At 61.6% G+C, this 21027-nt stretch carries 19 protein-coding genes and 2 tRNA genes; 9 read left to right on the plus strand and 12 right to left on the minus strand.

What is annotated here, in order from left to right:
- The 4 genes from LOY54_RS06275 to rimO all read right to left on the minus strand — a co-directional run bounded on the left by LOY54_RS06275 (nt 1) and on the right by rimO (nt 3252).
- Nucleotides 1-462: a DUF1456 family protein gene (locus LOY54_RS06275; RefSeq protein WP_258609896.1), complete on the minus strand. Its 462-nt coding sequence runs from the start codon at nt 460-462 to the stop codon at nt 1-3.
- A gap of 49 nt (nt 463-511) precedes the next feature.
- A complete protein-coding gene (locus LOY54_RS06280) occupies nt 512-1222 on the minus strand; it encodes an rRNA pseudouridine synthase (RefSeq protein ID WP_258609898.1) in 711 nt (236 codons plus the stop codon).
- Nucleotides 1223-1352: 130 nt separating this feature from the next.
- Nucleotides 1353-1823, minus strand: coding sequence for a GNAT family N-acetyltransferase (locus LOY54_RS06285; protein WP_258609900.1), 471 nt, complete (start codon nt 1821-1823; stop codon nt 1353-1355).
- 91 nt (nt 1824-1914) lie between these two features.
- Nucleotides 1915-3252, minus strand: a complete 1338-nt coding sequence (rimO, locus tag LOY54_RS06290; protein WP_045193555.1) for a 30S ribosomal protein S12 methylthiotransferase RimO — start codon at nt 3250-3252, stop codon at nt 1915-1917.
- Nucleotides 3253-3453: 201 nt separating this feature from the next.
- On the opposite strand from rimO, the gene LOY54_RS06295 reads away from it, so the two are divergent.
- Nucleotides 3454-5352, plus strand: a complete 1899-nt coding sequence (locus tag LOY54_RS06295; RefSeq protein WP_045193554.1) for a potassium transporter Kup — start codon at nt 3454-3456, stop codon at nt 5350-5352.
- A 107-nt stretch (nt 5353-5459) separates the two neighbouring features.
- Here LOY54_RS06295 and LOY54_RS06300 read toward each other — a convergent pair whose 3' ends face one another.
- The 4 genes from LOY54_RS06300 to LOY54_RS06315 all read right to left on the minus strand — a co-directional run bounded on the left by LOY54_RS06300 (nt 5460) and on the right by LOY54_RS06315 (nt 9906).
- Nucleotides 5460-6755, minus strand: coding sequence for a virulence factor family protein (locus LOY54_RS06300; protein WP_258609902.1), 1296 nt, complete (start codon nt 6753-6755; stop codon nt 5460-5462).
- Nucleotides 6755-9397 carry a bifunctional lysylphosphatidylglycerol flippase/synthetase MprF gene (gene mprF, locus LOY54_RS06305; RefSeq protein ID WP_213602203.1) on the minus strand — a complete coding sequence of 881 codons (2643 nt, stop codon included), beginning with the start codon at nt 9395-9397 and terminating at the stop codon, nt 6755-6757. The genes LOY54_RS06300 and mprF overlap by 1 nt, the downstream gene beginning before the upstream one ends.
- 224 nt (nt 9398-9621) lie before the next feature.
- Nucleotides 9622-9698 (minus strand) — tRNA-Met (locus LOY54_RS06310).
- A gap of 131 nt (nt 9699-9829) precedes the next feature.
- Nucleotides 9830-9906: transfer RNA gene (locus tag LOY54_RS06315), tRNA-Met, on the minus strand.
- A gap of 218 nt (nt 9907-10124) precedes the next feature.
- Between LOY54_RS06315 and dinB the strand changes: the two genes are divergently transcribed.
- Nucleotides 10125-11189, plus strand: coding sequence for a DNA polymerase IV (gene dinB / locus LOY54_RS06320; RefSeq protein WP_258609903.1), 1065 nt, complete (start codon nt 10125-10127; stop codon nt 11187-11189).
- Nucleotides 11190-11234: 45 nt separating this feature from the next.
- Here dinB and LOY54_RS06325 read toward each other — a convergent pair whose 3' ends face one another.
- The 3 genes from LOY54_RS06325 to LOY54_RS06335 all read right to left on the minus strand — a co-directional run bounded on the left by LOY54_RS06325 (nt 11235) and on the right by LOY54_RS06335 (nt 15397).
- Nucleotides 11235-12188, minus strand: coding sequence for a lipoprotein (locus LOY54_RS06325; protein ID WP_045193550.1), 954 nt, complete (start codon nt 12186-12188; stop codon nt 11235-11237).
- Between the two features lie 18 nt (nt 12189-12206).
- A complete protein-coding gene (locus LOY54_RS06330; protein WP_045193549.1) occupies nt 12207-13922 on the minus strand; it encodes a proline--tRNA ligase in 1716 nt (571 codons plus the stop codon).
- A gap of 170 nt (nt 13923-14092) precedes the next feature.
- Nucleotides 14093-15397 (minus strand): OprD family porin, encoded by a 1305-nt coding sequence (locus tag LOY54_RS06335; RefSeq protein ID WP_045193547.1) that lies wholly within the window; start codon nt 15395-15397, stop codon nt 14093-14095.
- Nucleotides 15398-15693: 296 nt separating this feature from the next.
- On the opposite strand from LOY54_RS06335, the gene LOY54_RS06340 reads away from it, so the two are divergent.
- From LOY54_RS06340 to LOY54_RS06350, 3 genes are all read left to right on the plus strand, one after another.
- The gene (locus LOY54_RS06340) at nt 15694-15951 is read left to right on the plus strand and encodes a hypothetical protein (protein WP_213602202.1); all 258 of its coding nucleotides are present in this window, start codon (nt 15694-15696) and stop codon (nt 15949-15951) included.
- A 255-nt stretch (nt 15952-16206) separates the two neighbouring features.
- A complete protein-coding gene (locus tag LOY54_RS06345) occupies nt 16207-16632 on the plus strand; it encodes an HIT domain-containing protein (RefSeq protein ID WP_045193546.1) in 426 nt (141 codons plus the stop codon).
- Nucleotides 16633-16635: 3 nt separating this feature from the next.
- Nucleotides 16636-16842, plus strand: coding sequence for a SlyX family protein (locus tag LOY54_RS06350; RefSeq protein WP_093386494.1), 207 nt, complete (start codon nt 16636-16638; stop codon nt 16840-16842).
- 63 nt (nt 16843-16905) lie between these two features.
- Here LOY54_RS06350 and LOY54_RS27450 read toward each other — a convergent pair whose 3' ends face one another.
- A complete protein-coding gene (locus LOY54_RS27450; RefSeq protein WP_045193545.1) occupies nt 16906-17493 on the minus strand; it encodes a cold-shock protein in 588 nt (195 codons plus the stop codon).
- Between the two features lie 297 nt (nt 17494-17790).
- Between LOY54_RS27450 and LOY54_RS06360 the strand changes: the two genes are divergently transcribed.
- The 4 genes from LOY54_RS06360 to aspS all read left to right on the plus strand — a co-directional run bounded on the left by LOY54_RS06360 (nt 17791) and on the right by aspS (nt 21020).
- Nucleotides 17791-18264: a Dps family protein gene (locus tag LOY54_RS06360; protein WP_045193544.1), complete on the plus strand. Its 474-nt coding sequence runs from the start codon at nt 17791-17793 to the stop codon at nt 18262-18264.
- A gap of 242 nt (nt 18265-18506) precedes the next feature.
- A complete protein-coding gene (locus LOY54_RS06365; RefSeq protein ID WP_045193543.1) occupies nt 18507-18836 on the plus strand; it encodes a ribbon-helix-helix domain-containing protein in 330 nt (109 codons plus the stop codon).
- Nucleotides 18837-18929: 93 nt separating this feature from the next.
- Nucleotides 18930-19151, plus strand: a complete 222-nt coding sequence (locus LOY54_RS06370; RefSeq protein WP_045193542.1) for an FmdB family zinc ribbon protein — start codon at nt 18930-18932, stop codon at nt 19149-19151.
- A gap of 93 nt (nt 19152-19244) precedes the next feature.
- Complete coding sequence (gene aspS / locus LOY54_RS06375; protein WP_258610696.1) at nt 19245-21020, plus strand: aspartate--tRNA ligase; 1776 nt, start codon at nt 19245-19247, stop codon at nt 21018-21020.
- Nucleotides 21021-21027: the final 7 nt, after the last annotated feature.

The following is a 21027-nucleotide window of genomic DNA, read 5'->3' on the forward strand; positions in this document are numbered from 1 at the left end:
TCAGCCACGAACCCGCAGGGTCAGGCCCTTGAGGAAGTTGCGCAGCAACTGGTCGCCGCACGGGCGGTAGTTGTTGTGCCCGACCTTGCGGAACAGGGCGCTGAGCTCTGGCTTGGACACCGGGAAGTCGGCGGCCTTGAGGATCGCGTGCAGATCGTCCTCTTTAAGCTCGAAGGCCACGCGCAGCTTCTTCATGACGATGTTGTTGGTCACCGGCAGTTCGACCGGCAGCGGCGGGCGGCTGTCGTCCTTGCCGCGCTTGAAGATCACCAGGCCATCGAGGAAATGGGCGATGACTTCATCAGGGCAGCGCACGAAGCCTTCCTCTTCTTCCTTCTTGAGGTAGGTGGCGATATCGGCGGTGGATACTTCGAAGCCGCTCAGCTTGATGATATCGGTGAGCTTGGCGTCGTTGACGTCCAGCAGGTAGCGCAGGCTGCGCAGTACATCGTTGTGAATCATGGGGACAATCCTGTTCAGGGGCGCCGCCTGGGTGGCGGCGCCGTGTTGCTTAGAATCTTTCGCTGGCTGCCAGGTAGCGCCACTGGCCCAGCGGCAGCTTGCTCATGGCGACGCCACCGAGGCGGATGCGGCGCATGCTCACCGGGGTGACCCCAACGCTGCGGCAGAGCAGGTCGATGAGCCCGGCAGGCGGGTTTTTCAGGACCATGCGCAGGCGCGTCTCGTTCTGCCAGCTGGCCTTGATCTTCGGCAGCTCGTTGCCTTTCCAGGTGAAGCCGCGGTTCAGCCGCTCCAGGCCGTGGGCGATCATTTCGCCAGTGACTTCGACGATGTATTCCTGCTCGAGCTTGGCCAGGTCGGCATCGAGCTTGCGGGTCACGCGCCAGTCCTGGGTGAACACTTGCAGGCCGCTGGCGCCTTCTTGCAGCGGCGCGGCGCAGCTCAGGCGGGCGAAGTGGCCCTTGAGCGGGCGACGGCTGTAGCTGTGCTCCGGCGAGAGGCTGTCGGCGCTGATGCTGGCGCAGGCGGCATCGACGTCGAGCCCGGCGGGCTGGTTGAGCAGCAGGGTGACCGGCTCCAGGGCTTCGGCCTTGGCGCCCTGGCGTAGTTCGACCTTGTGATCGGTGACCTTGAATTGCGGCTCGTCGATCACGGTGCCGTTCACCGTGACCCAGCCGCCCTCGATGTACAGCTCGGCCTCGCGCCGGGAGCAACCGACCAGTTCGATAAGGCGTTTGGAAAGGCGAATGGGTTCAGACATGACGACAGCCGTAGACACAGGGAAAGGTGCCTATTGTAACTGCCTGGACGGGCTTGGGGCCGGTAACATTCGTCGATCCGGCCATTAATCTGCGCTTTCGCGGCATTTCAGAGGGGGATTACACAAGCCTTCAGTCGGTGCGGACAGACTGCGTACGAATTAGCCTCATGTGAAGTAGGGGGTAGGGCTGGCCCATGCCGTCCGTTTCTGAGCGGCCGACCACTTCAAAGCCCTGGCGCAGGTAGAAGCCCAGGGCCTGGGCATTCTGTTCGTTGACGTCCAGTTGCTCGGCGTGCAGCTCGTCGATGGCCACCCGCAGCAGCCTTGCGCCCAGGCCCTGGCCGCGCGCCTCGGGGTCGATGAAGAGCATCTCCACCCGTCCGCCAACGACCCCGGCAAAGCCGCGGATGCGCTGGCTGGCGTCCTTGCAGCAAATCAGCATTACCGCGTCCAGGTACTGGCTCAGTAGCAGCTCACGCAGCAGGCAGATGTAGCTGTCGGGGAGAAAGTCGTGGGTGGCGCGCACGGACGTTTCCCACACCTGCGCCAGCTCCGGGTAGTCGCGCAGGCTGGGTGTCTGCACGGTCATGTGCCTGCGCATTACGATGGTCTCCTCGTGGCGATTGAGGAAACGATAGTTGCAAAAAAAAGCCCCGCCATCGCTGGCAGGGCATTTTTTTATTGGCGCCGGATCAGATCGGTTCGGCCCACATATCGTACTCGTCGGCGTCGGTCACCCGGCAGCGAACGGTGTCGCCCGGCTTGAAGCCGTGGTTGCCGTCGATGAACACGTTGCCGTCGATTTCCGGAGCATCGAAGAAGCTGCGGCCGACCGAGCCTTCGTCTTCGACTTCATCGATCAGCACGTCGATTTCCTTGCCGATGCGCAGTTGCAGGCGGGCGGTGCTGATCGCCTGCTGGTGGGCCATGAAGCGATCCCAGCGCTCCTGCTTGATGTCGTCCGGCACTTCGTCCAGGCCCAGGTCGTTAGCCGGGGCGCCTTCGACCGGCGAATACTGGAAGCAGCCGACGCGATCGAGCTGGGCTTCGGTCAGCCAGTCGAGCAGGTACTGGAAGTCTTCTTCGGTTTCACCCGGGAAGCCGACGATGAAGGTCGAACGGATCACCAGTTGCGGGCACTGCTCGCGCCAGTTCTTGATGCGCGCCAGGGTGCGGTCTTCGAACGCCGGGCGTTTCATCGACTTGAGCACTTTCGGGCTGGCGTGCTGGAACGGGATGTCCAGGTACGGCAGGATCTTGCCGGCCGCCATCAGCGGGATCACGTCGTCGACGTTCGGGTACGGGTACACATAGTGCAGGCGCACCCAGGCGCCGAGGCTGCTCAGCGCTTCGCACAGCTCGAGCATGCGCGTCTTGACCGGGCGGCCGTTCCAGAAGTCAGTCTTGTACTTGACGTCGACGCCGTAGGCGCTGGTGTCCTGGGAGATCACCAGGATTTCCTTGACCCCGGCCTTGACCAGGCGCTCGGCCTCGCTCAGCACTTCGCCGACCGGGCGGCTGACCAGCTTGCCGCGCATCGACGGGATGATGCAGAAGCTGCAGCTGTGGTTGCAGCCTTCGGAAATCTTCAGGTAGGCGTAGTGGCGCGGGGTCAGCTTGACGCCCTGTGGCGGCACCAGGTCGATCAGCGGGTTATGGTCCTGGCGCGGCGGCACGACTTCGTGCACGGCATTGACCACCTGCTCGTATTGCTGCGGGCCGGTTACCGAGAGCACGCTGGGGTGCACGTCACGGATGCTGCCTTCCTCGACACCCATGCAGCCGGTGACGATGACCTTGCCGTTTTCCTTGATGGCTTCGCCAATCACTTCCAGGGACTCGGCCTTGGCGCTGTCGATGAAGCCGCAGGTGTTGACCACCACTACGTCGGCGTCCTCGTAGGTGGGCACGACTTCATAACCTTCCATGCGCAGCTGGGTCAGGATGCGCTCGGAATCGACCAGGGCCTTGGGGCAACCCAGGGAAACGAAGCCGACCTTAGGCGTGGTGGGCGTAGGAGTGGTGGACATGGCTAACCTCGGTATTGAAGGGCTTGCCTGGCCGGGCCGGCGGGCAAACCTGATGGGCGCTTTGGGCGCCTCTGATCAAAAAGTGCGCAATTCTAGCGAGCGCAAAGTCACTTGACCAGCAGAAATACGACGAACGCTCAGCTATGCTTCGCGGCAGTGTGCCTGTGTCTGGTGCAAGGGGCCTGGTGGCGGGAGTGATGGATGGTTCAGGCAAGTAGTCAGGCCGATTCCGGGCATTCGGTGGCAAAGCCGTTGAGCCTGCTGGTGGCAGCCGTCGGAGTGGTTTACGGCGATATTGGCACCAGCCCCTTGTATACCCTCAAGGAGGTGTTTTCGGGCGGTTACGGCGTACCGGTCAATCATGATGGGGTGCTGGGCATCCTCGGCCTGATCTTCTGGTCGCTGATCTGGGTGGTGACGATCAAGTACGTGGTGTTCATCCTGCGCGCCGACAACCAGGGCGAGGGCGGCATCATGGCTTTGACGGCGTTGGCCCGGCGCGCCTCGGCGCCGTACCCCAAGCTCAAGGCGCTGATGGTCGGCTGCGGCCTGATCGGCGCGGCGCTGTTCTACGGCGACAGCATGATCACCCCGGCGATTTCGGTATTGTCGGCGGTAGAGGGCCTGGAGCTGGCCTTCGACGGCATCGACCACTGGGTGATACCGGTGGCGTTGATCGTGCTGGTGGCGCTGTTCCTGATCCAGAAGCATGGCACGGCGCGCATTGGCATCCTCTTTGGTCCGGTGATGGTCACCTGGTTCGTGGTGCTCGGCGCTCTGGGCGTGCATGGCATCGCCCAGAGCCCGGAGGTGCTCAAGGCTTTCAACCCGGTGTGGGCGGTGCGCTTCTTTATTGTTCACCCGGGCATGGGCGTAGCGATTCTTGGCGCCGTGGTGCTGGCCCTGACCGGCGCTGAAGCACTGTATGCCGACATGGGCCACTTTGGCCGCAAACCCATTGCCCGCGCCTGGTTTGCCCTGGTGCTGCCGGCGCTGGTGCTCAACTATTTCGGCCAGGGCGCGCTGTTGCTGCAAAACCCGGAGGCAGCGCGCAACCCGTTCTATCTGCTGGCGCCGAACTGGGCGTTGATACCGTTGGTCGGTTTGTCCACCCTGGCCACAGTGATTGCCTCCCAGGCGGTGATTTCCGGGGCCTTCTCCCTGACCCGCCAGGCCATTCAGCTTGGCTATGTGCCGCGCATGCAAATCCAGCACACCTCCAGTGACGAACAGGGGCAGATCTATATAGGTGCGGTGAACTGGTCGCTGATGGTCGGGGTGATCCTGCTGGTGCTGGGCTTCGAGTCTTCCGGGGCGCTGGCCTCGGCCTATGGCGTGGCAGTGACTGGCACCATGTTGATGACCACGCTGCTGGTGTCGACGGTGATGTTGTTGCTGTGGAAATGGCCGCCGCTGCTGGCGGTGCCGATTTTGCTGGGATTTCTCTTTGTCGATGGCCTGTTCTTTGCCGCCAACGTGCCGAAAATCGTTCAGGGCGGGGCTTTTCCGGTGCTGGCGGGGATTGTCCTGTTTGTCTTGATGACCACCTGGAAGCGCGGCAAGCAGATTCTGGTCGAGCGCCTGGACGAAGGCAGCCTGCCGTTGCCGCTGTTCATCAGCAGCATTCGCGTGCAGCCGCCGCATCGGGTCGAAGGCACGGCGGTGTTTCTCACCGCACGGGCGGATGCCGTGCCTCACGCGTTGTTGCATAACATGCTGCACAACCAGGTGCTGCACTCGCAGGTGGTGCTGTTGACCGTGGTCAGCGAGGACACCCCGCGGGTGCCGGCGCAGCAGCGCTTCGAGGTCGAGGCGTATGGCGAGGGTTTCTACCGGGTGCTGTTGCACTTTGGCTTCATGGATGAGCCGGATGTGCCGGCGGCGTTGAAGCTCTGTCACCTGGAAGGGCTGGATTTCAGTCCGATGCGCACGACCTATTTCCTCAGCCGCGAAACGGTGATCCCGTCGCGGCTGGTGGGCATGTCGCGCTGGCGGGGGCTGCTGTTTGCCTTTTTGCTGAAGAATGCCAACGGCAACCTGAGGTTTTTCAACTTGCCGTTGAACCGGGTGATCGAACTTGGCACTCAGGTAGAGATATAGGGAGCTGCAAGCTACAAGCCTCAAGCTGCAAGCTAGAGCCGTGCGCGCTTGGCTCTAGCTTGCAGCTTGAGGCTGACAGCTTGCAGCTGCGCGCCGGGGGGCGCGCTTCAATCCTGCTCGGCGACGCTGGTCTTGTCCTGGCGGTTCTCGATATCGCCGATCAGGCGCTTGGCCAGCGCCGGGTAGTTCTCGTCGAAGTGATGCCCGCCAGGCAGCTTCAGGCGCTCGCCGACTGCAGTATGGTCGGTACAGCCGCTCTCGTCGGCCTCTTCCTCGCCATACACGCAGACCACTTTGGACGCTGGCAGCCTGGCCATCTCCGGCCCGGTCGGTGCCTCTTTGCCAGCATTGCCCAACCAGCCCTCGACTTCGATCTCGAAGCTGCCGCTGCGGGCAAAGGCCAGCAGGATCACGGCATCGATGCGCTTCTGGTCTTCGGCCGGCAAGCGGTTGTAGATCGCCGGCAAGACGTCGGCGCCGAACGAGTAGCCGGTTAGCACGAAACGCTTGGTGCCCCATTTCTGCCGGTAGTGCTGCATCAGCTCGGAGAGGTCGATGGCGCTTTGTTCCGGGGTCTTGTGCTGCCAGTAGTAGCGCAGGGTGTCGATGCCCACCACCGGATAGCCGAGCTTGGCCATCTCGCCGGCGACGTCGCGGTCCAGGTCGCGCCAACCGCCATCGCCCGAGAGAAACAGGGTGACGGTGTCGGTGGTTTGCCCGGCAGGTACTTCGACCACCGGGATGCTCATGGCGTTGCCGTCCTCACCCACCAGTGCCTGGGTCAGTTGCGCCTTGAGTACCTGCGGCAGGTGGATGTCGTAGTCGCTGATGCTGGTCTCGGCATTGGCCTGGTCGCGCACGAAGGCGGCGCTGGCGTCATCCGGGTTGTCGTTCCAGGCCACGCTCCAGTGGCCGTGGGCGGCGGACTTGGGCAGCGGCGTGGCGCAGCCGGGTTGTTCGAGGGTGAAGTCCACCGAGATGGCCAGGGCCTTGTCATCGCTCTGGCTGGCCAGCCAGCTCCAGGCCTGGGCTGCGCCCGGGCCGATACCGGCTACCAGGGTCGGCGCGCCCTTGAGTTGCTGCATGGCTTGCTGCAGCGCCTGTTGCTGCTTGTTGCAATCGGCTGGCGGCAGGACCACCTGGACCATCTGCGCCTCGCCGCTCTGGCTCAGGTCGAGCAGTTGCTTGTCGCTCAGGGCCTGGTCCTGGGGCACGGCGATGGCCACGCGGGCCTTGGCCCGGGTGCCGGGGTTGACCCGGACCAGGCTGCTGCCATCGGCCAGGCTCAGGTGCTCAAGGGAGGCTTCGGGGGCCGGCCGGGTCCACAGCCAGAAGCCAAGGGCGGCAGCCAGCAAGGCCAGCAGCAGGGGAACCAGCAGGTACAGCCAGTAGCGTCGAATCATCAGCGTTTCACCAATCCAGTCAGGCCGCCCGCGATCAGGGCGGCGGTGTCGGCCAGTGCCACCAGCGGATCGAGTCCGGCCGGCACGGCCATGTAGCGAGGTTCCCAGTCCGGTTGGAACTTGTCCTTGAAGCGGCGCAGGCCCTGGAAGTTGTAGAGCTGCTCGCCGCGCTGGAACACCATCGAGCCCAGGCGCTGGGTCAGCGGTGCGCCGCGCCGTGGTTGCAGCCCGGAGAGTGGCACCATGCCCAGGCTGAAGCGCCCATAGCCGTGCTGCTTATAGTGTTGGATCAGGCCGATCATCATGAATTCCATGGTCAGCTTGGGCGCCTGCGGGTGGGCGCGCATCAGGTCGAGGCTGGCCAGCTCCAGGCTGCGGGTTTCCAGGAGGTTGGCAAAGGCGACCGGGCGCCCTTCGAAACGGATCAGGGCAATCCGGAAGTGCTGCAGGTACTCCGGGCTGAAACGGCCGAGGGAGAAGCCTTTCTCGCGCACGTTCTTGCCAGTGAGCCAGGCGTCGGAGATGGTCTTGAGTTCTTCCAGCGGAGCCTGCCCCGGCTCGTGCACTTCCAGGCTCAGGCCGTCGCGGCCGCCGCGGTTCCAGGTGTAGCGCAGGTCTTTCATCTCCTTGCCCTTGGCTTCTAGGTCAAAGCGCTTGAGGTCGACCCGGGCTTCTTCGCCCAGTTTGATCGCGGTCAGGCCGATGTCCATATAGAAGGGCAGGTTCTCGGCCCGAACCTGGTAGAACACCGGGCGGGCATGGTGTACATCGCACAGGTCGCGGAACTGCCAGATCATTTCGGCGCGCTCGTGGGCCGGGCCGATCGGGTCGTACAGCGCCACCAGGCTGCGGCCGCGACGTGCATACATAAGGAAGGCATCGTCGTTGGGGTGGAACAGCAAGGCTTTGTCGCCAGTCAGGGCCAGGCCGCCGTCGGGCTGGTCGGAGGCTTGCAGGATGGCGTTGGCGCGTTGCAGCTCGTCGGCGCTGGGCAGGTGAATAACCGGGCGCGCGGTGCGCAGCAGCCAGGTCAGGGCGACGATCACCAGCAGTACCGCGCTGCCCAGGGCCGAGCGCAAGCCGCGTGGGGCATCGGCGTCGAGGGTGAATTGCCACCACAGCTGATGGCTGTAGGGCACATCCTGATAGGCAAACAGCAGCAGCCACACCGAAGCGCCCAGTACACAGGCGCTGGCCGCCAGGTAAACCGGCGAGAACGGCAGTTCGAGCAAGCGGCTGGGGCGATAGAAGGAACGGCGGAACACCGCCAGCAGGCAGGCGGTGAAGGTCAGGATGCTGGCTTCTTCCCAGTCGAAACCTTTGAGCAGCGAGAGCAGGGCGCCGACCAGCAGCAGGACGGTGGTCAGGATCCAGGCGGCCGACAGGCGCCGGCGCAAGCCCTGGGCCAGCAGCAGGCAGAGGACGCCAATCAGGCTGGCGCCGAAGTGCGACGCGTCGATCAGCCGGTGCGGTACGAGGAAGCCCAGATGCTCCAGGCGCTCGTCGATTTCCGGGGTGGCGCCGGAAAACAGCAGCACCACGCCGGAGAGAAACACCAGCACCGCCAGCACCGGGGCTGCGAGCCCGGAAGCGGCCCTGATCGCTTGCTGGGCAAACAGCAGGCGCTTGGCTTCGCTGGCCAGCAGCAGGACGCAGGCCAGCAGCAGTGGCAGCACCACATAGATCAGGCGATAAAGCAGCAACGCGGCGGCCAGTGGCGCGGCGCCGAGCTTGTCGGCAAAGGCCGCCAGCAGGATCGCCTCGAACACCCCGACGCCACCGGGCACATGGCTGAGCACCCCGGCCGCCAGCGCCAGCAGGTAGACCAGCAAGAAGGCACCAAACGGCGGCGCCTCGGGCAGCAGCAGGTACAGCACGGTGGCGGCAGCGGCTACGTCCAGGGCAGTAATGAGCAGTTGCAGCAGGGTCAGGCGTGCGCCCGGCAAGCGCAGAGTACGCCGGCCTACTTGTACTAGCAGGTTGTCAGCCTGGGGTTGTTCGGGCAGGCGACGACGATAAAGGCCATAGACCAGTGCGCCGCTCAAGCTAAGTACCGCCAGGGCGATCGCCGCCAGCAATGCAGGCGCCAGGTGCAAGGCTGAAGCTGCAGCCGGCAAGTTGCTCAAGGTCGCCAAGGCGGCGAGCGGTGGCAACGCGCAGCCGAGGGAAAGGCTGGCAAACAGGGTCATGCGCGCCACTTCGGCGGCGCCGATGCCATGGCGCGCATACAGGCGATAGCGTACCGAGCCACCGGACAGCAGCGACAGGCCAATGGCATTGCCGATGGCAAAGGCGCTGAAGCCGCCCATTACCAGGGTGCGAGCCGGTAGCTGGACGCCGGCATAGCGGCTGGCCGACCACTCGTACCCCAGCAGGATGACGAAGCCGGCCACCGTCGCCAGCAGTGCGCCGGCCAATGCTGGCGGCGGCACGCTGAGCAGCGAATCATGCAGGGCATAGATGTCCAGCTCGCTGAGCAGGTGACGGCAGGCGATCAGGGCGACAGCGAACAGCAGCAAGGTTACGCCCAGGCCGATGGGCTGGCGATACTTGCTCAGGCGTTCGAGCCAGCGCAGGCGTTGCTCGGCATTGGGTAATGCGGCGGTCACAGGGGCTTGTGTTTCAGGCGTCTGGGTGCGCATCAGCCACCTCGTGGCTTGCGCAGGGGAAGCAGGGTGTATCCGGTCAAAGTACCAATCCCTTTGGAAGCGTAATGTCCGATATGATCGGGCCGCTGAGCACCTTGAGGATAGTTAAAGAAGTTTCATATTGCCTGAGCGGCGAAGGGCGTTCAGGGGGCGGGCTGATTAGCTGGAAGGCAGACGCAAAAAAGGCCACTTTTTTCAAAGTGGCCTTTTCTGTTGTTTGGTTGCGGGAGCCGGATTTGAACCGACGACCTTCGGGTTATGAGCCCGACGAGCTACCAGACTGCTCCATCCCGCGTCTGTGGGGCGGATTCTACAGCGTTGAGCTTGGCTGTCAACGCTTAATTGTTGATTTACAATTAAAAATTACCCGGGGCTTTATTCCGGGCAAAGAAAAAGGCCACTCGTGAGAGTGGCCTTTCCTGAATCTGGTTGCGGGAGCCGGATTTGAACCGACGACCTTCGGGTTATGAGCCCGACGAGCTACCAGGCTGCTCCATCCCGCGCCTGTGAGATGAGATTCTACAGTTTTGCCCGGGGCTGTCAATAGCCTGTTTGCAGAAATCCTTTCTCCTTCAATCGCTTAGCGCCGCTGAAAAGGGCTGCAAGGCAGTAAGGGCGGGCCTTGCAGAGGTTCCGGGGGGGAATGAATTAGTTGTGATGCATGGGCCGCTAGCGGGTGAGATACTGCTTACATCACTTTAAACCTGTTCTTACGCTCCCTATGTCTCAACGCAAGATCATCCATATCGACTGCGATTGCTTCTACGCCGCCATCGAAATGCGCGACGACCCGCGTCTGGTCGGGCGGCCGCTGGCGGTGGGCGGTTCGGCGGAGCGGCGCGGGGTGATCGCTACCTGCAACTATGAGGCGCGTGCGTTCGGCGTGCGTTCGGCGATGTCCTCGCACCATGCCCTCAAGCTGTGCCCGGACCTGCTGATCGTCAAGCCGCGCATGGATGCCTATAAAGAAGCCTCGCGGGAAATTCACGGCATCTTTCGCGAATACACTGACCTGATCGAGCCCTTGTCGCTGGACGAGGCTTACCTGGATGTGTCGGACAGTTCCTGGTTTGCTGGCAGCGCTACACGGATTGCCGCCGATATTCGCCGCCGGGTTGCCCAACGGTTGCATATCACTGTGTCGGCTGGCGTGGCGCCGAACAAATTCCTGGCCAAGATCGCCAGCGACTGGCGCAAGCCCAATGGCCTGTTTGTGGTCACTCCGAATGAAGTCGAAGACTTCGTGGCTGCCTTGCCGGTGAGCAAGCTGCATGGCGTAGGCAAGGTCACCGCCGACAAGATGGGCCGCCTGGGCATCATCACCTGCCTGGAGTTGCGCGACTGGAGTCGCCTGGCCCTGGCCCGTGAATTCGGCAGTTTTGGTGAGCGGTTGTGGGGGCTGGCGCGGGGTATCGATGACCGTCCGGTGCAAAATGACAGCCGGCGTCAGTCGGTCAGTGTCGAAAACACCTACGACACCGATCTGCCTGACCTCGCCAGTTGCCTGGAAAAACTCCCGGAGCTGATGGAAACCCTGGCCGGGCGCATGGCCCGCATCGACGACAGTTATCGCCCGGGCAAGCCGTTCGTCAAAGTGAAGTTCCATGATTTCAGCCAGACCACCCTTGAGCAGTCAGGGGCGGGGCGTGACCTGGGCAGCTATCAACACTTGCTCAGCCAGGCCTTTGCCCGTGGCGGCAAGCCGGTGAGGCTGTTGGGGATTGGTGTGCGCTTGCAGGATTTGCGCGGTGCGCATGAACAGCTGGAGCTGTTCACTCGGGAGTGAGGAGGGCAGCGCCAGCAGGCTGGCGCTCTCCGGGTACAGCGAAGGTCAGTGCGCGCCAGGGTCGGCAACCAGGCGGCCGGCGTCCTTGGTCAGCGACTTGAGGAATTCCTGTTGCAGCTCCGGATCGTTGCGGGTCAGCTCGATCAGGCTTTGCTCCAGTTCACTGGCTTCTTCTTCCAGGCCCAGCTCCGACAGGCGCTTGACCCGATGCACCCACTGGCTGACTTCATCGTCTTCCAGGTCATCGAAAATCAGTTCGTGGGCTTCCACCAGTTTGCCACGCAGGCCGGCGCTGATCAGCAGGCTGGCATCGCCACGCACGTTGTTGTCTTCATCGACCACCTGCAGGTGCAGGGTGCCGATGTGGGTCAGGTTCTGCTCGCTGAACGGGCTGTCGAGCAGGTTCAGGTGCAGCACGCCATTGCGGTCGGTGGTCAGCTCATGGTCGATCTTGCCGGCCTTGACCGACACCGGCCGCTCGCTCCAGGGTACGCTGGTGTATTCCTGGCGCTTGTCCTTTTGCACTTCGGTGATGCCCGCCAGGTTCTGCTGGGCACGACCGTTGGACTGGGCGTTCATGAACGGGTTGAGGCCGTCGAAGCCATAGCTCAACCAGTCATGGGTCACGCTGTCGGGCAGGTTGCCCAGGGCAAAGACATTGACCACGTTGGCGCCGACACCGGCCACCACCGCCACCGCACCCAGCGGAATCTCATAGACTTCGCGCCAGGGTTGGTAAGGCGTGTAGCGATCGTAGCGACGGGTAACCTCGAACTCGGTGACTTCGAAGTTCTTCTGTTCGTGGATGCGCACACGCCGTTGCGGCAGCTCGAGTACCTTGGGGTCCCCAACATCGATCTGCAGGCTGTGTTCGAGCAGCTTGCGCTCGATGCGCTCCTCGTGCTCGCTGCGCTGGGACATCTGGTTGGCGCAACCGCTGAGGAGCAGGGCGCCGCACAGTGCGGCGCCCCCCAGGTTGATGGTACTTCGCTTGAACATGATTACTCTTGCGTTGGCTTAGCGACGAATGCGGGCTTGCAGGAACGACAGCACCTCGGCCACTGGCAGCGGCTGTGCGTCACGCTCGGTGCGGTGCTTGTATTCCAGGTTGCCGTCGGCCAGGCCGCGGTCGCTGATGACGATGCGGTGCGGGATGCCGATCAGTTCCATGTCGGCGAACTTGATCCCCGGGCTGGTCTTCTTGTCGCGGTCGTCCAGCAGCACTTCGAAGCCGGCAGCGGTCAGCTCGGCATACAGCTTGTCGGTGGCTTCGCGAACCTGTTCGGTCTCGTAGCGCAGCGGCACCAGGGCGATCTGGAAGGGTGCCAGGGTATCGCTCCAGATGATGCCGTTTTCGTCGTAGTTCTGCTCGATAGCCGCAGCCACCACACGCGATACGCCGATACCGTAGCAACCCATGCTCAGGGTTACCGGCTTGCCGTTCTCGCCCAGTACCTGGCACTTGAGTGCCTCGCTGTACTTGGTGCCGAGCTGGAAGATGTGCCCGACTTCGATGCCGCGCTTGATCACCAGGGTGCCCTTGCCATCCGGGCTTGGGTCGCCCTCGACGACGTTGCGCAGGTCGGCCACTTGCGGAACTGGCAGGTCGCGCTCCCAGTTGACGCCGAAGTAGTGTTTGTCGTCGATGTTGGCACCGATGCCGAAGTCGCTCATCAGCGCGACCGAGCGGTCGATGATGCATGGCAGGGGCAGGTTCAGCGGGCCGAGGGAACCGGCGCCGGCGCCAATGGCGTCGCGCAGCTCTTCGTCGCTGGCCATGACCAGCGGGCTGGCAACTTCTGCCAGGTTGGCAGCTTTGATTTCATTGAGCTCGTGGTCGCCACGGACGATCAGGGCAATCAGCTTGCCTTCTTCGGCGGCGTGGACGATCAGGGTCTTGACGGTCTTTTCGATCGCCAGGCCATAGTTGTCCACCAGCTGGGTGATGGTCTTGGCGTCCGGGGTGTCGACCAGGCGCAGCTCTTCGGTCGGCGCCGGGCGCACGGTTTCCCGTGGGATGGCTTCGGCCTTCTCGATGTTGGCGGCGTAGTCGGAGCTGTCGCTGAAGATCACATCGTCTTCACCGGACTCGGCCAGCACGTGGAATTCGTGGGAGTAGCTGCCACCGATCGAGCCGGTGTCAGCCTGCACTGGGCGGAAATCCAGGCCCAGGCGGGTAAAGATGTTGCTGTACGCCAGGTGCATGCGATCGTAGGTTTGCTGCAGGGAAGCCGGATCGGCATGGAAGGAGTAGGCGTCCTTCATGATGAACTCGCGACCACGCATCAGGCCGAAGCGCGGACGGATCTCGTCACGGAACTTGGTCTGGATCTGGTACATGTTCAGCGGCAGCTGTTTATAGCTGTTGAGCTCGTTGCGGGCGAGGTCGGTGATGACCTCTTCGTGGGTCGGGCCCACGCAGAACTCGCGACCGTGACGGTCTTTGAGGCGCAGCAGCTCCGGGCCGTACTGTTCCCAGCGGCCGGATTCCTGCCACAGCTCGGCAGGCTGGATGGCCGGCATCAGCACTTCAAGGGCGCCAGCGGCGTTCATTTCCTCGCGGACCACGGCTTCGACCTTGCGCATTACCCGCAGGCCCATCGGCAGCCAGGTATAAAGGCCGGATGCGAGCTTGCGGATCATGCCGGCACGCAGCATCAGCTGGTGGCTGATGACGACCGCGTCGGAAGGGGTTTCTTTTTGAGTTGCGAGCAAATATTGACTGGTGCGCATGGTAGGCCGTTGTCGGTTGCTTAAGACTTTAAATGACCCCGCATTGTACGGGGGCGATTCGGTGGCGTACAGGATGCCGGAGCACGAAGGCGTTGTCAGCCCGAATTCAGACAAGAAAAAGCCCGGCAGTGCCGGGCCCTTTCGTACTGGGGATACTGAAAGCCCGAGGCTTACAGGATGCTCAGCGGGTACTCGACGATCAGGCGCAGTTCATCGATCGATGGCGAACCGTAGTAAACGCCGTCACCCGAACGGTAGGTGGCTTGACGTACACGCAGGCTCAGGTCTTTGGCCGGACCTTCCTGCAGAACGTACTTGGCCTCGATGTCGCGTTCCCATTCCTTGCCGTTGTCGGTGCCAGTGACGTTGGCGCCGGTACCCTTGACATAACGGGTCATGAAGCTCAGGCCTGGAACGCCGTATTCGGCGAAGTTCAGGTCGTAACGTGCCTGGTAGGATTTTTCGTCTTCGGCGTTGAAGTCGGAACGAGCGATGGAGTTGGCCAGGAAAATGGTGCCGCCGCCGTCGATGCCGTAGGCATAGTCGCCGTCACCGGTAACCTTCTGGTAGGCCAGGGTGAAGGTGTGCGCGCCAATGTTGTAGGCGCCCGACAGGCTGAACGCACGGTTATCAAGTTTGTCACCATCGAAGGCGGTAACGTTGGCCTTGCCGTCGCTCTTGGTGTCATAGATGTTGAAGTCGAACACCAGGCCTTGGTTGTCGTTGATCGGCAGTGCCCAGTTGACGTTGGCGTAGTATTTACGCCAGTAGTCTTCGACCTTGGAGTAGTAGAGGCTGGTGCTCAGGGTGTCGGTGAAGGCATAGGTGCCGCCGAACACGTCAGCCTGGGTCAGGCCAGGGTTCTTGATCCCGGTAGTGCGGTTCTTGCCACCGATGCTGTCGTGGTAGGACTGCGATTGAGCATTCAGGGCGGTGAAGTGACCGGCATTCAGCTCAAGGCCTTTGATTTCCTTGCTGGTCACCAGGAAACCTTCGACGGTTTCAGGCAGCAGGCGGCTGTCGTCGGTTGCCAGAACCGGCAGGGCGGTGAACTGGGTGCCGTACTTCAGCACGGTGTCGGAGATGCGGAACTTGACCGCCGCGCCACCTTCGGAGAACGAGTCCTGCGAACGGCCATCTGCGCCCAGCGGGAACTGGCCGGTGCCGGCGCGACCTTTGCCGCTGTCCAGTTTCAGGCCGAGCATGCCGATGGCGTCGACACCGAAACCTACGGTGCCTTGGGTAAAGCCCGACTGGTAGGTGCCGAGGAAGCCCAGGCCGGTTTCTTCAACGCGGCTTTGGTCGCCGTTAGGCACGTTACGGAAGTCACGGCTAAAGTACAGCATGCGGGTTTTGACATTGAGTTTGCTGTCTTCAACAAAACCCTTGGACTCATCCTGAGAAGAGGCCACTGCCAATTGCGAGGTGCCGGCTGCAACAGCCAGGGCGATTATGCTCCACTTCATCACGCGCATCGTGATTTGCTCCTTTGGTTTTTAGGAAGAGTACTGCCGTCGCTGTTTGGTTTTTTTATACAGCGCGGCTCTTTCTTTTTGTGTCGGCGGAAATGTATATCACGCTGACCGGCGTTGGCGATATGCCTGTCGAGAACCTTTCGGTAACTTTACGGTCATGTCGCTAACAGTTATGTCCTTGTCGCAAACCACGCCCCGGGTTTCGCGGGCCGTACAACTCCAGCGCTGTTTCAAGCGGATTTAAGGATAGGTAAAAACAATCTAGCCCCTGCCCCCCGAAACTCCCTGGTTAACCCATGCAGCTGTTGTTATTTGTCGCCGCTCGCTGCATCAGTGCAGAGGGCGTGCCGACCGTGGCGGATGACAATGCAACAAGCGTGCACAAAATCGAACGGCTTCACGAAATTTTCACGCTTTCGCCCTCCGAAGGCCCTCAGGTGCCGGTAAACCGGGGGTCAAAGAACCTTTGGTTCGCGGCTGTCGATCGCAATGGAATAAGGGAAAAAGTTGCCCGTAAAGTCAAAGCGTTACCGTTGAAGGCTAAAGCTGAGTAGTTTGTGGATGTTCACTGGGCGAAACGCCGACGGACGGCTTCATTTTGGTGCGAAAAGTAGCGTTTCCTTGGCCAGGCAGCGTAACACCGGCCTACGCATAGGCCTTTTGGGTGAGGGGAAGGGGCTAAATCGGTGCATTGCTTCATTAATAAGGCAGCAGGCAATGCCCCGACGAGCGATCAGGAGTATCCTGCTGGCAGTGGCTCACGGAGGGTTGTGTGAGCAAGGTATTAAGCTGTTGTAGGAGATTTCGTAGTGTTTGTTCTGGATCAACGTCTTCAACAAGACACCTTTTGCCTGGGGGACTTTCCTCTTTGTCGTCTGTTGCTGAGTAGGGATGGCAACTATCCCTGGTTTATCCTGGTGCCGCGTCGGGCCGAAATCAGCGAATTGTTTCAACTTGATGACAGTGATCAGCAGCAACTCTGGAAAGAAACTAACGCCCTGGCCCAGATCCTCAAGGACGTCTTTGCCGCCGACAAAATGAACGTGGCAACCCTCGGCAATGTAGTTAGCCAGCTACATATGCATGTGATTGTTCGTCATCGTTCTGATCCGGCCTGGCCGGCACCTGTGTGGGGCAATAAACCTGCAATTGAATATGCGCCACAACAGGTGGCTGAGATCCGTTTGCGTCTGGCCGAGGTATTGGTTGACGATTTTCAGTTCGCGGAGGCTTGAATCATGACCCTTGACGCGCGCGTGACCGAGTTGGAAAGCCGGCTGGCCTTTCAGGACGATACCCTGCTGGCCTTGAATGATGTGCTGGTCGAACAGCAGCGCGTCGTTGAGCGCCTGCAGTTGCAGATGGCAGCACTGCTCAAGCGCTATGAAGAGATGGTCGGCCAGTACGAGGCCAGTGAAGAAGAGGCACCGCCGCCGCATTACTGATTCGGGGGCGAAAAAAAACCGCGATGGGCAGTGATGCCGTCGCGGTTTTTTTGTTGCTGCTGATCAGCGCCGTGGGGCGGCGATCACGTCTTCGGCCTGCAGGCCCTTGTCGCGGTTCATCACCGAGAACTCCACGCGCTGGCCTTCGACCAGCACCCGGTGGCCTTCGCCGCGAATGGCGCGGAAGTGGACGAAGATGTCATCGCCCGAATCGCGGGAGATAAAGCCGAAACCCTTGGACGTGTTGAACCACTTCACCGTGCCGGTATCGCGATTGGACATGTCGTACTGGGTGTTCTGGCTACGGGCCACAGCGCTTTTGGCAAAACCGGCAATCAAGTGCAGGATGGTGGCCAGCAGGGCGCAAGCCAGGGCCGGCAGGTTGCCAAGCTCCGGACGGGCCAGCAAGGTCACGGTCTGCAGGATCACGGTAAGCACCAGCAAAGCACTGGCAGCGCGCTGCAGTTGCTGGCGCACGCCCCGGTAGTGCTGCGCGAGCACAGGAGCGATGAGCAGGTTAAGCAGGCCGAAAAGCGCCAGGTAAACCGCCTCCGGTTGCTGCAGGAAGGGTATGGCTTCGGTTCTGAGGCTGGGTATGAAGGACAGCAGCAAAGCTGCAACGCCCGTCAACAGGTGGACGATCTTGAACATGTTGGTTGGCTCACATTGATAAGGCGGATCACAGGAAGAGCAGGCTTCACGGCGCGCACGGGTAAAAAAGCGCAAAAACGTGAGAAGGCCAGCCTATGCGCCCGGGCAATGACAATCGGCGCGGGCGGCACGCTGCCTATTTAACAGCAAAGCCCCGGGCTTCTCAAATCAGCGGCCAACCGTGTGTCGCGCGGCCTGCAGCCTTGTGTCGCAGGCATGAGGCTGCAGGGGTGGAAAACTCTTGGTACAGTGGTTTGTACCCGCTTGATCAGCAAGCACTAAGGAAAGGGGAACTACATGGCAATCGATATCGGTATCAGCGAAGAAGATCGCAAGTCCATCGTCGATGGTTTGTCGCGCCTGTTGTCGGATACCTACGTACTTTATCTGAAGACCCACAACTTTCACTGGAACGTCACCGGCCCTGCGTTTCGTACCTTGCACCTGATGTTCGAAGAGCAGTACAACGAACTGGCCCTGGCGGTCGATTCGATCGCCGAGCGTATTCGCGCGCTGGGCTTCCCGGCACCCGGGGCGTACTCGATCTACGCGCGGCTTTCTTCTATTAAGGAAGAAGAGGGGGTGCCACCTGCTGACGAAATGATCAAACAACTGGTCGAAGGCCAGGAGGCGGTAACCCGCACGGCGCGCAGCATTTTCCCGCTGCTCGACAAGGTCAGCGACGAGCCGACGGCCGACCTGCTGACCCAGCGCATGCAGGTGCATGAAAAAACCGCCTGGATGCTGCGCTCGCTACTTGAAGGCAAGTAACCGGCAGATTGAACCCTGTTATTCGAATGCCCGAGCTTTTGTGCGAAGTTCGGGCATTTCAGTTAGTACGGAAGCACTTTCCGGTGTTTTAAAGTACCGGCTCCAGTGCCGAGTATTCCTACATTCAGAGTTAGGGTGTCTGCTGGCACCGCCACGTTACACAGCGCTTTATTAAGGGCATGTTCCCGCGTGCATAACGCACGCGGGTTTGTTTCCCGGTTAAACAGTGGCGTGGTACGACTATGTCGGCATGGATGAATCGCACGGGGCGCGTAGCCTGCGTGCCGCACAAGGATGGCGTCGACCCTTTCGAGGCCAATTTCAACATGGGCCTGGCCCAGCCGCTGTCGCGGTCGGTGCGCCTCAACGGCTTTGCCACCTGTCTGCGCCTGGAAGAGATCTACTGGACTATTCTTGAACGCATCGCCAAGGCCAATCAGTGCTCGGTCAATGCCGTGTTGTCTTACATCGATCGTGAGGTACACCTGCGTCATGGCGGGGTAAAAAATTTCAGCGGGCTGATCCGCGTGGTCTGCGTGGTCTATTTGCTCGGCTTGCCAGTGGCACGCTAGTCGGTTGCCGGGCTGCACAGCACTCCTTAACCATATATAATCCCGCGCTTTACTGCCCGAACCAGCCTGCGCTGTGGTTAACGAGACACGCCTATGCCCATGTACGACTATCAATGTGCTTCCTGCAACCACCAGTTGGAAGTCCTCCAGAAGCTCAGCGCCGCGCCGCTGACCGATTGCCCGGCGTGTGAGCAGCCAGCGCTGAAGAAGCTGATTTCGGCCCCGGGCTTCCGCCTGGGTGGTACCGGCTGGTACGAAACCGACTTCAAGACCGGTGCGAAAAAGAACCTGGCAGGCGGCGACAAGGCTGACTGAGTTGATTGCACCGGCAGGGTCTTGCACTATTAGCCCTTTGGGGCTGCAAGGCCTCCACTGAACATACGAATGACGAGAAGCGAAACCACCATCATGATGCGCAGCCATTATTGCGGCCAACTGAACGAGAGCCTGGAAGGTCAGGAAATTACCCTTTGCGGATGGGTCCATCGTCGCCGCGACCACGGCGGGGTGATTTTCCTCGATATCCGTGATCGCGAAGGCATGGCCCAGGTCGTTTTCGACCCGGATCGCGCAGAAAGCTTCGCCGCCGCCGACCGCGTGCGCAGCGAATACGTGGTGCAGATTACCGGCAAGGTGCGTCCGCGTCCGGCTGGCGCAGTCAACGCCAACATGGCCTCGGGTGCCATCGAAGTGTTGGGTTATGAGCTGACCGTGCTGAACGAAGCGGAAACCCCGCCGTTCCCGCTCAACGAATACTCCGACGTTGGCGAAGAAACCCGCCTGCGCTATCGCTTCATCGACCTGCGTCGTCCAGAGATGGCCGAGAAGCTGCGTCTGCGTTCGCGCATCACCACCAGCATCCGTCGCTTCCTCGACGAAAACGGCTTCCTCGACGTCGAAACGCCGATCCTCACCCGTGCCACCCCTGAGGGCGCGCGTGACTACCTGGTGCCGAGCCGTACCCACGCCGGCAGCTTCTTCGCCCTGCCGCAATCGCCCCAGCTGTTCAAGCAGCTGCTGATGGTTGCCGGTTTCGACCGCTACTACCAGATCGCCAAGTGCTTCCGTGACGAAGACCTGCGCGCCGACCGTCAGCCGGAATTCACCCAGATCGACATCGAGACCAGCTTCCTCGATGAGTCCGAGATCATGGGCCTGACCGAAAGCATGATCCGCAAGCTGTTCAAGGAAGTCCTGGACCTGGAATTCGGTGAATTCCCGCACATGACCTTCGAAGAAGCCATGCGCCGCTACGGCTCCGACAAGCCTGACCTGCGTAACCCGCTGGAACTGGTCGACGTTGCCGACCAGCTCAAGGACGTCGAATTCAAGGTGTTCAGCGGCCCGGCCAACGATCCGAAGAGCCGTGTTGCCGCCCTGCGCGTGCCAGGTGGCGCGAGCATGCCGCGCAGCCGCATCGACGAGTACACCAAGTTCGTCGGCATCTACGGTGCCAAGGGCCTGGCCTACATCAAGGTCAACGAGCGCGCCAAGGGCGTTGAAGGCCTGCAGTCGCCGATCGTCAAGAACATCCCTGAGGCCAACCTCAACGTGATCCTCGATCGCGTTGGTGCGGTCGATGGCGACATCGTGTTCTTCGGCGCCGACAAGGCCAAGATCGTCAGCGAGGCGCTGGGCGCCCTGCGTATCAAGGTCGGTAACGATTTCAACCTGCTCACCTGCGAGTGGGCCCCGATGTGGGTGGTTGACTTCCCGATGTTCGAAGAGAACGACGACGGCAGCTTCACCGCCCTGCACCACCCGTTCACCGCGCCAAAATGCAGCCCCGAAGAGCTCGAGGCCAGCCCGGCCACCGCGCTGTCGCGTGCTTACGACATGGTCCTCAACGGTACCGAGCTGGGTGGCGGTTCGATCCGTATCCACCGCAAAGAGATGCAACAGGCGGTCTTCCGTCTGCTGGGTATCGAAGCGGCTGAACAGGAAGAGAAGTTCGGCTTCCTGCTCGACGCCCTGAAGTTCGGCGCACCGCCGCACGGCGGCCTGGCCTTCGGCCTTGACCGTCTGGTGATGCTGATGACCGGCGCCCAGTCGATTCGCGAAGTCATTGCCTTCCCGAAAACCCAGAGCGCTGCGTGCGTCATGACCCAGGCCCCTGGCCTGGTCGATGCCAAGGCCCTGCGTGAGTTGCATATCCGTCTGCGCGAACAGCCCAAGGCTGAGTAAGCAGGCC

This window comes from Pseudomonas sp. B21-032, from assembly GCF_024748965.1.
GTDB lineage: Bacteria > Pseudomonadota > Gammaproteobacteria > Pseudomonadales > Pseudomonadaceae > Aquipseudomonas.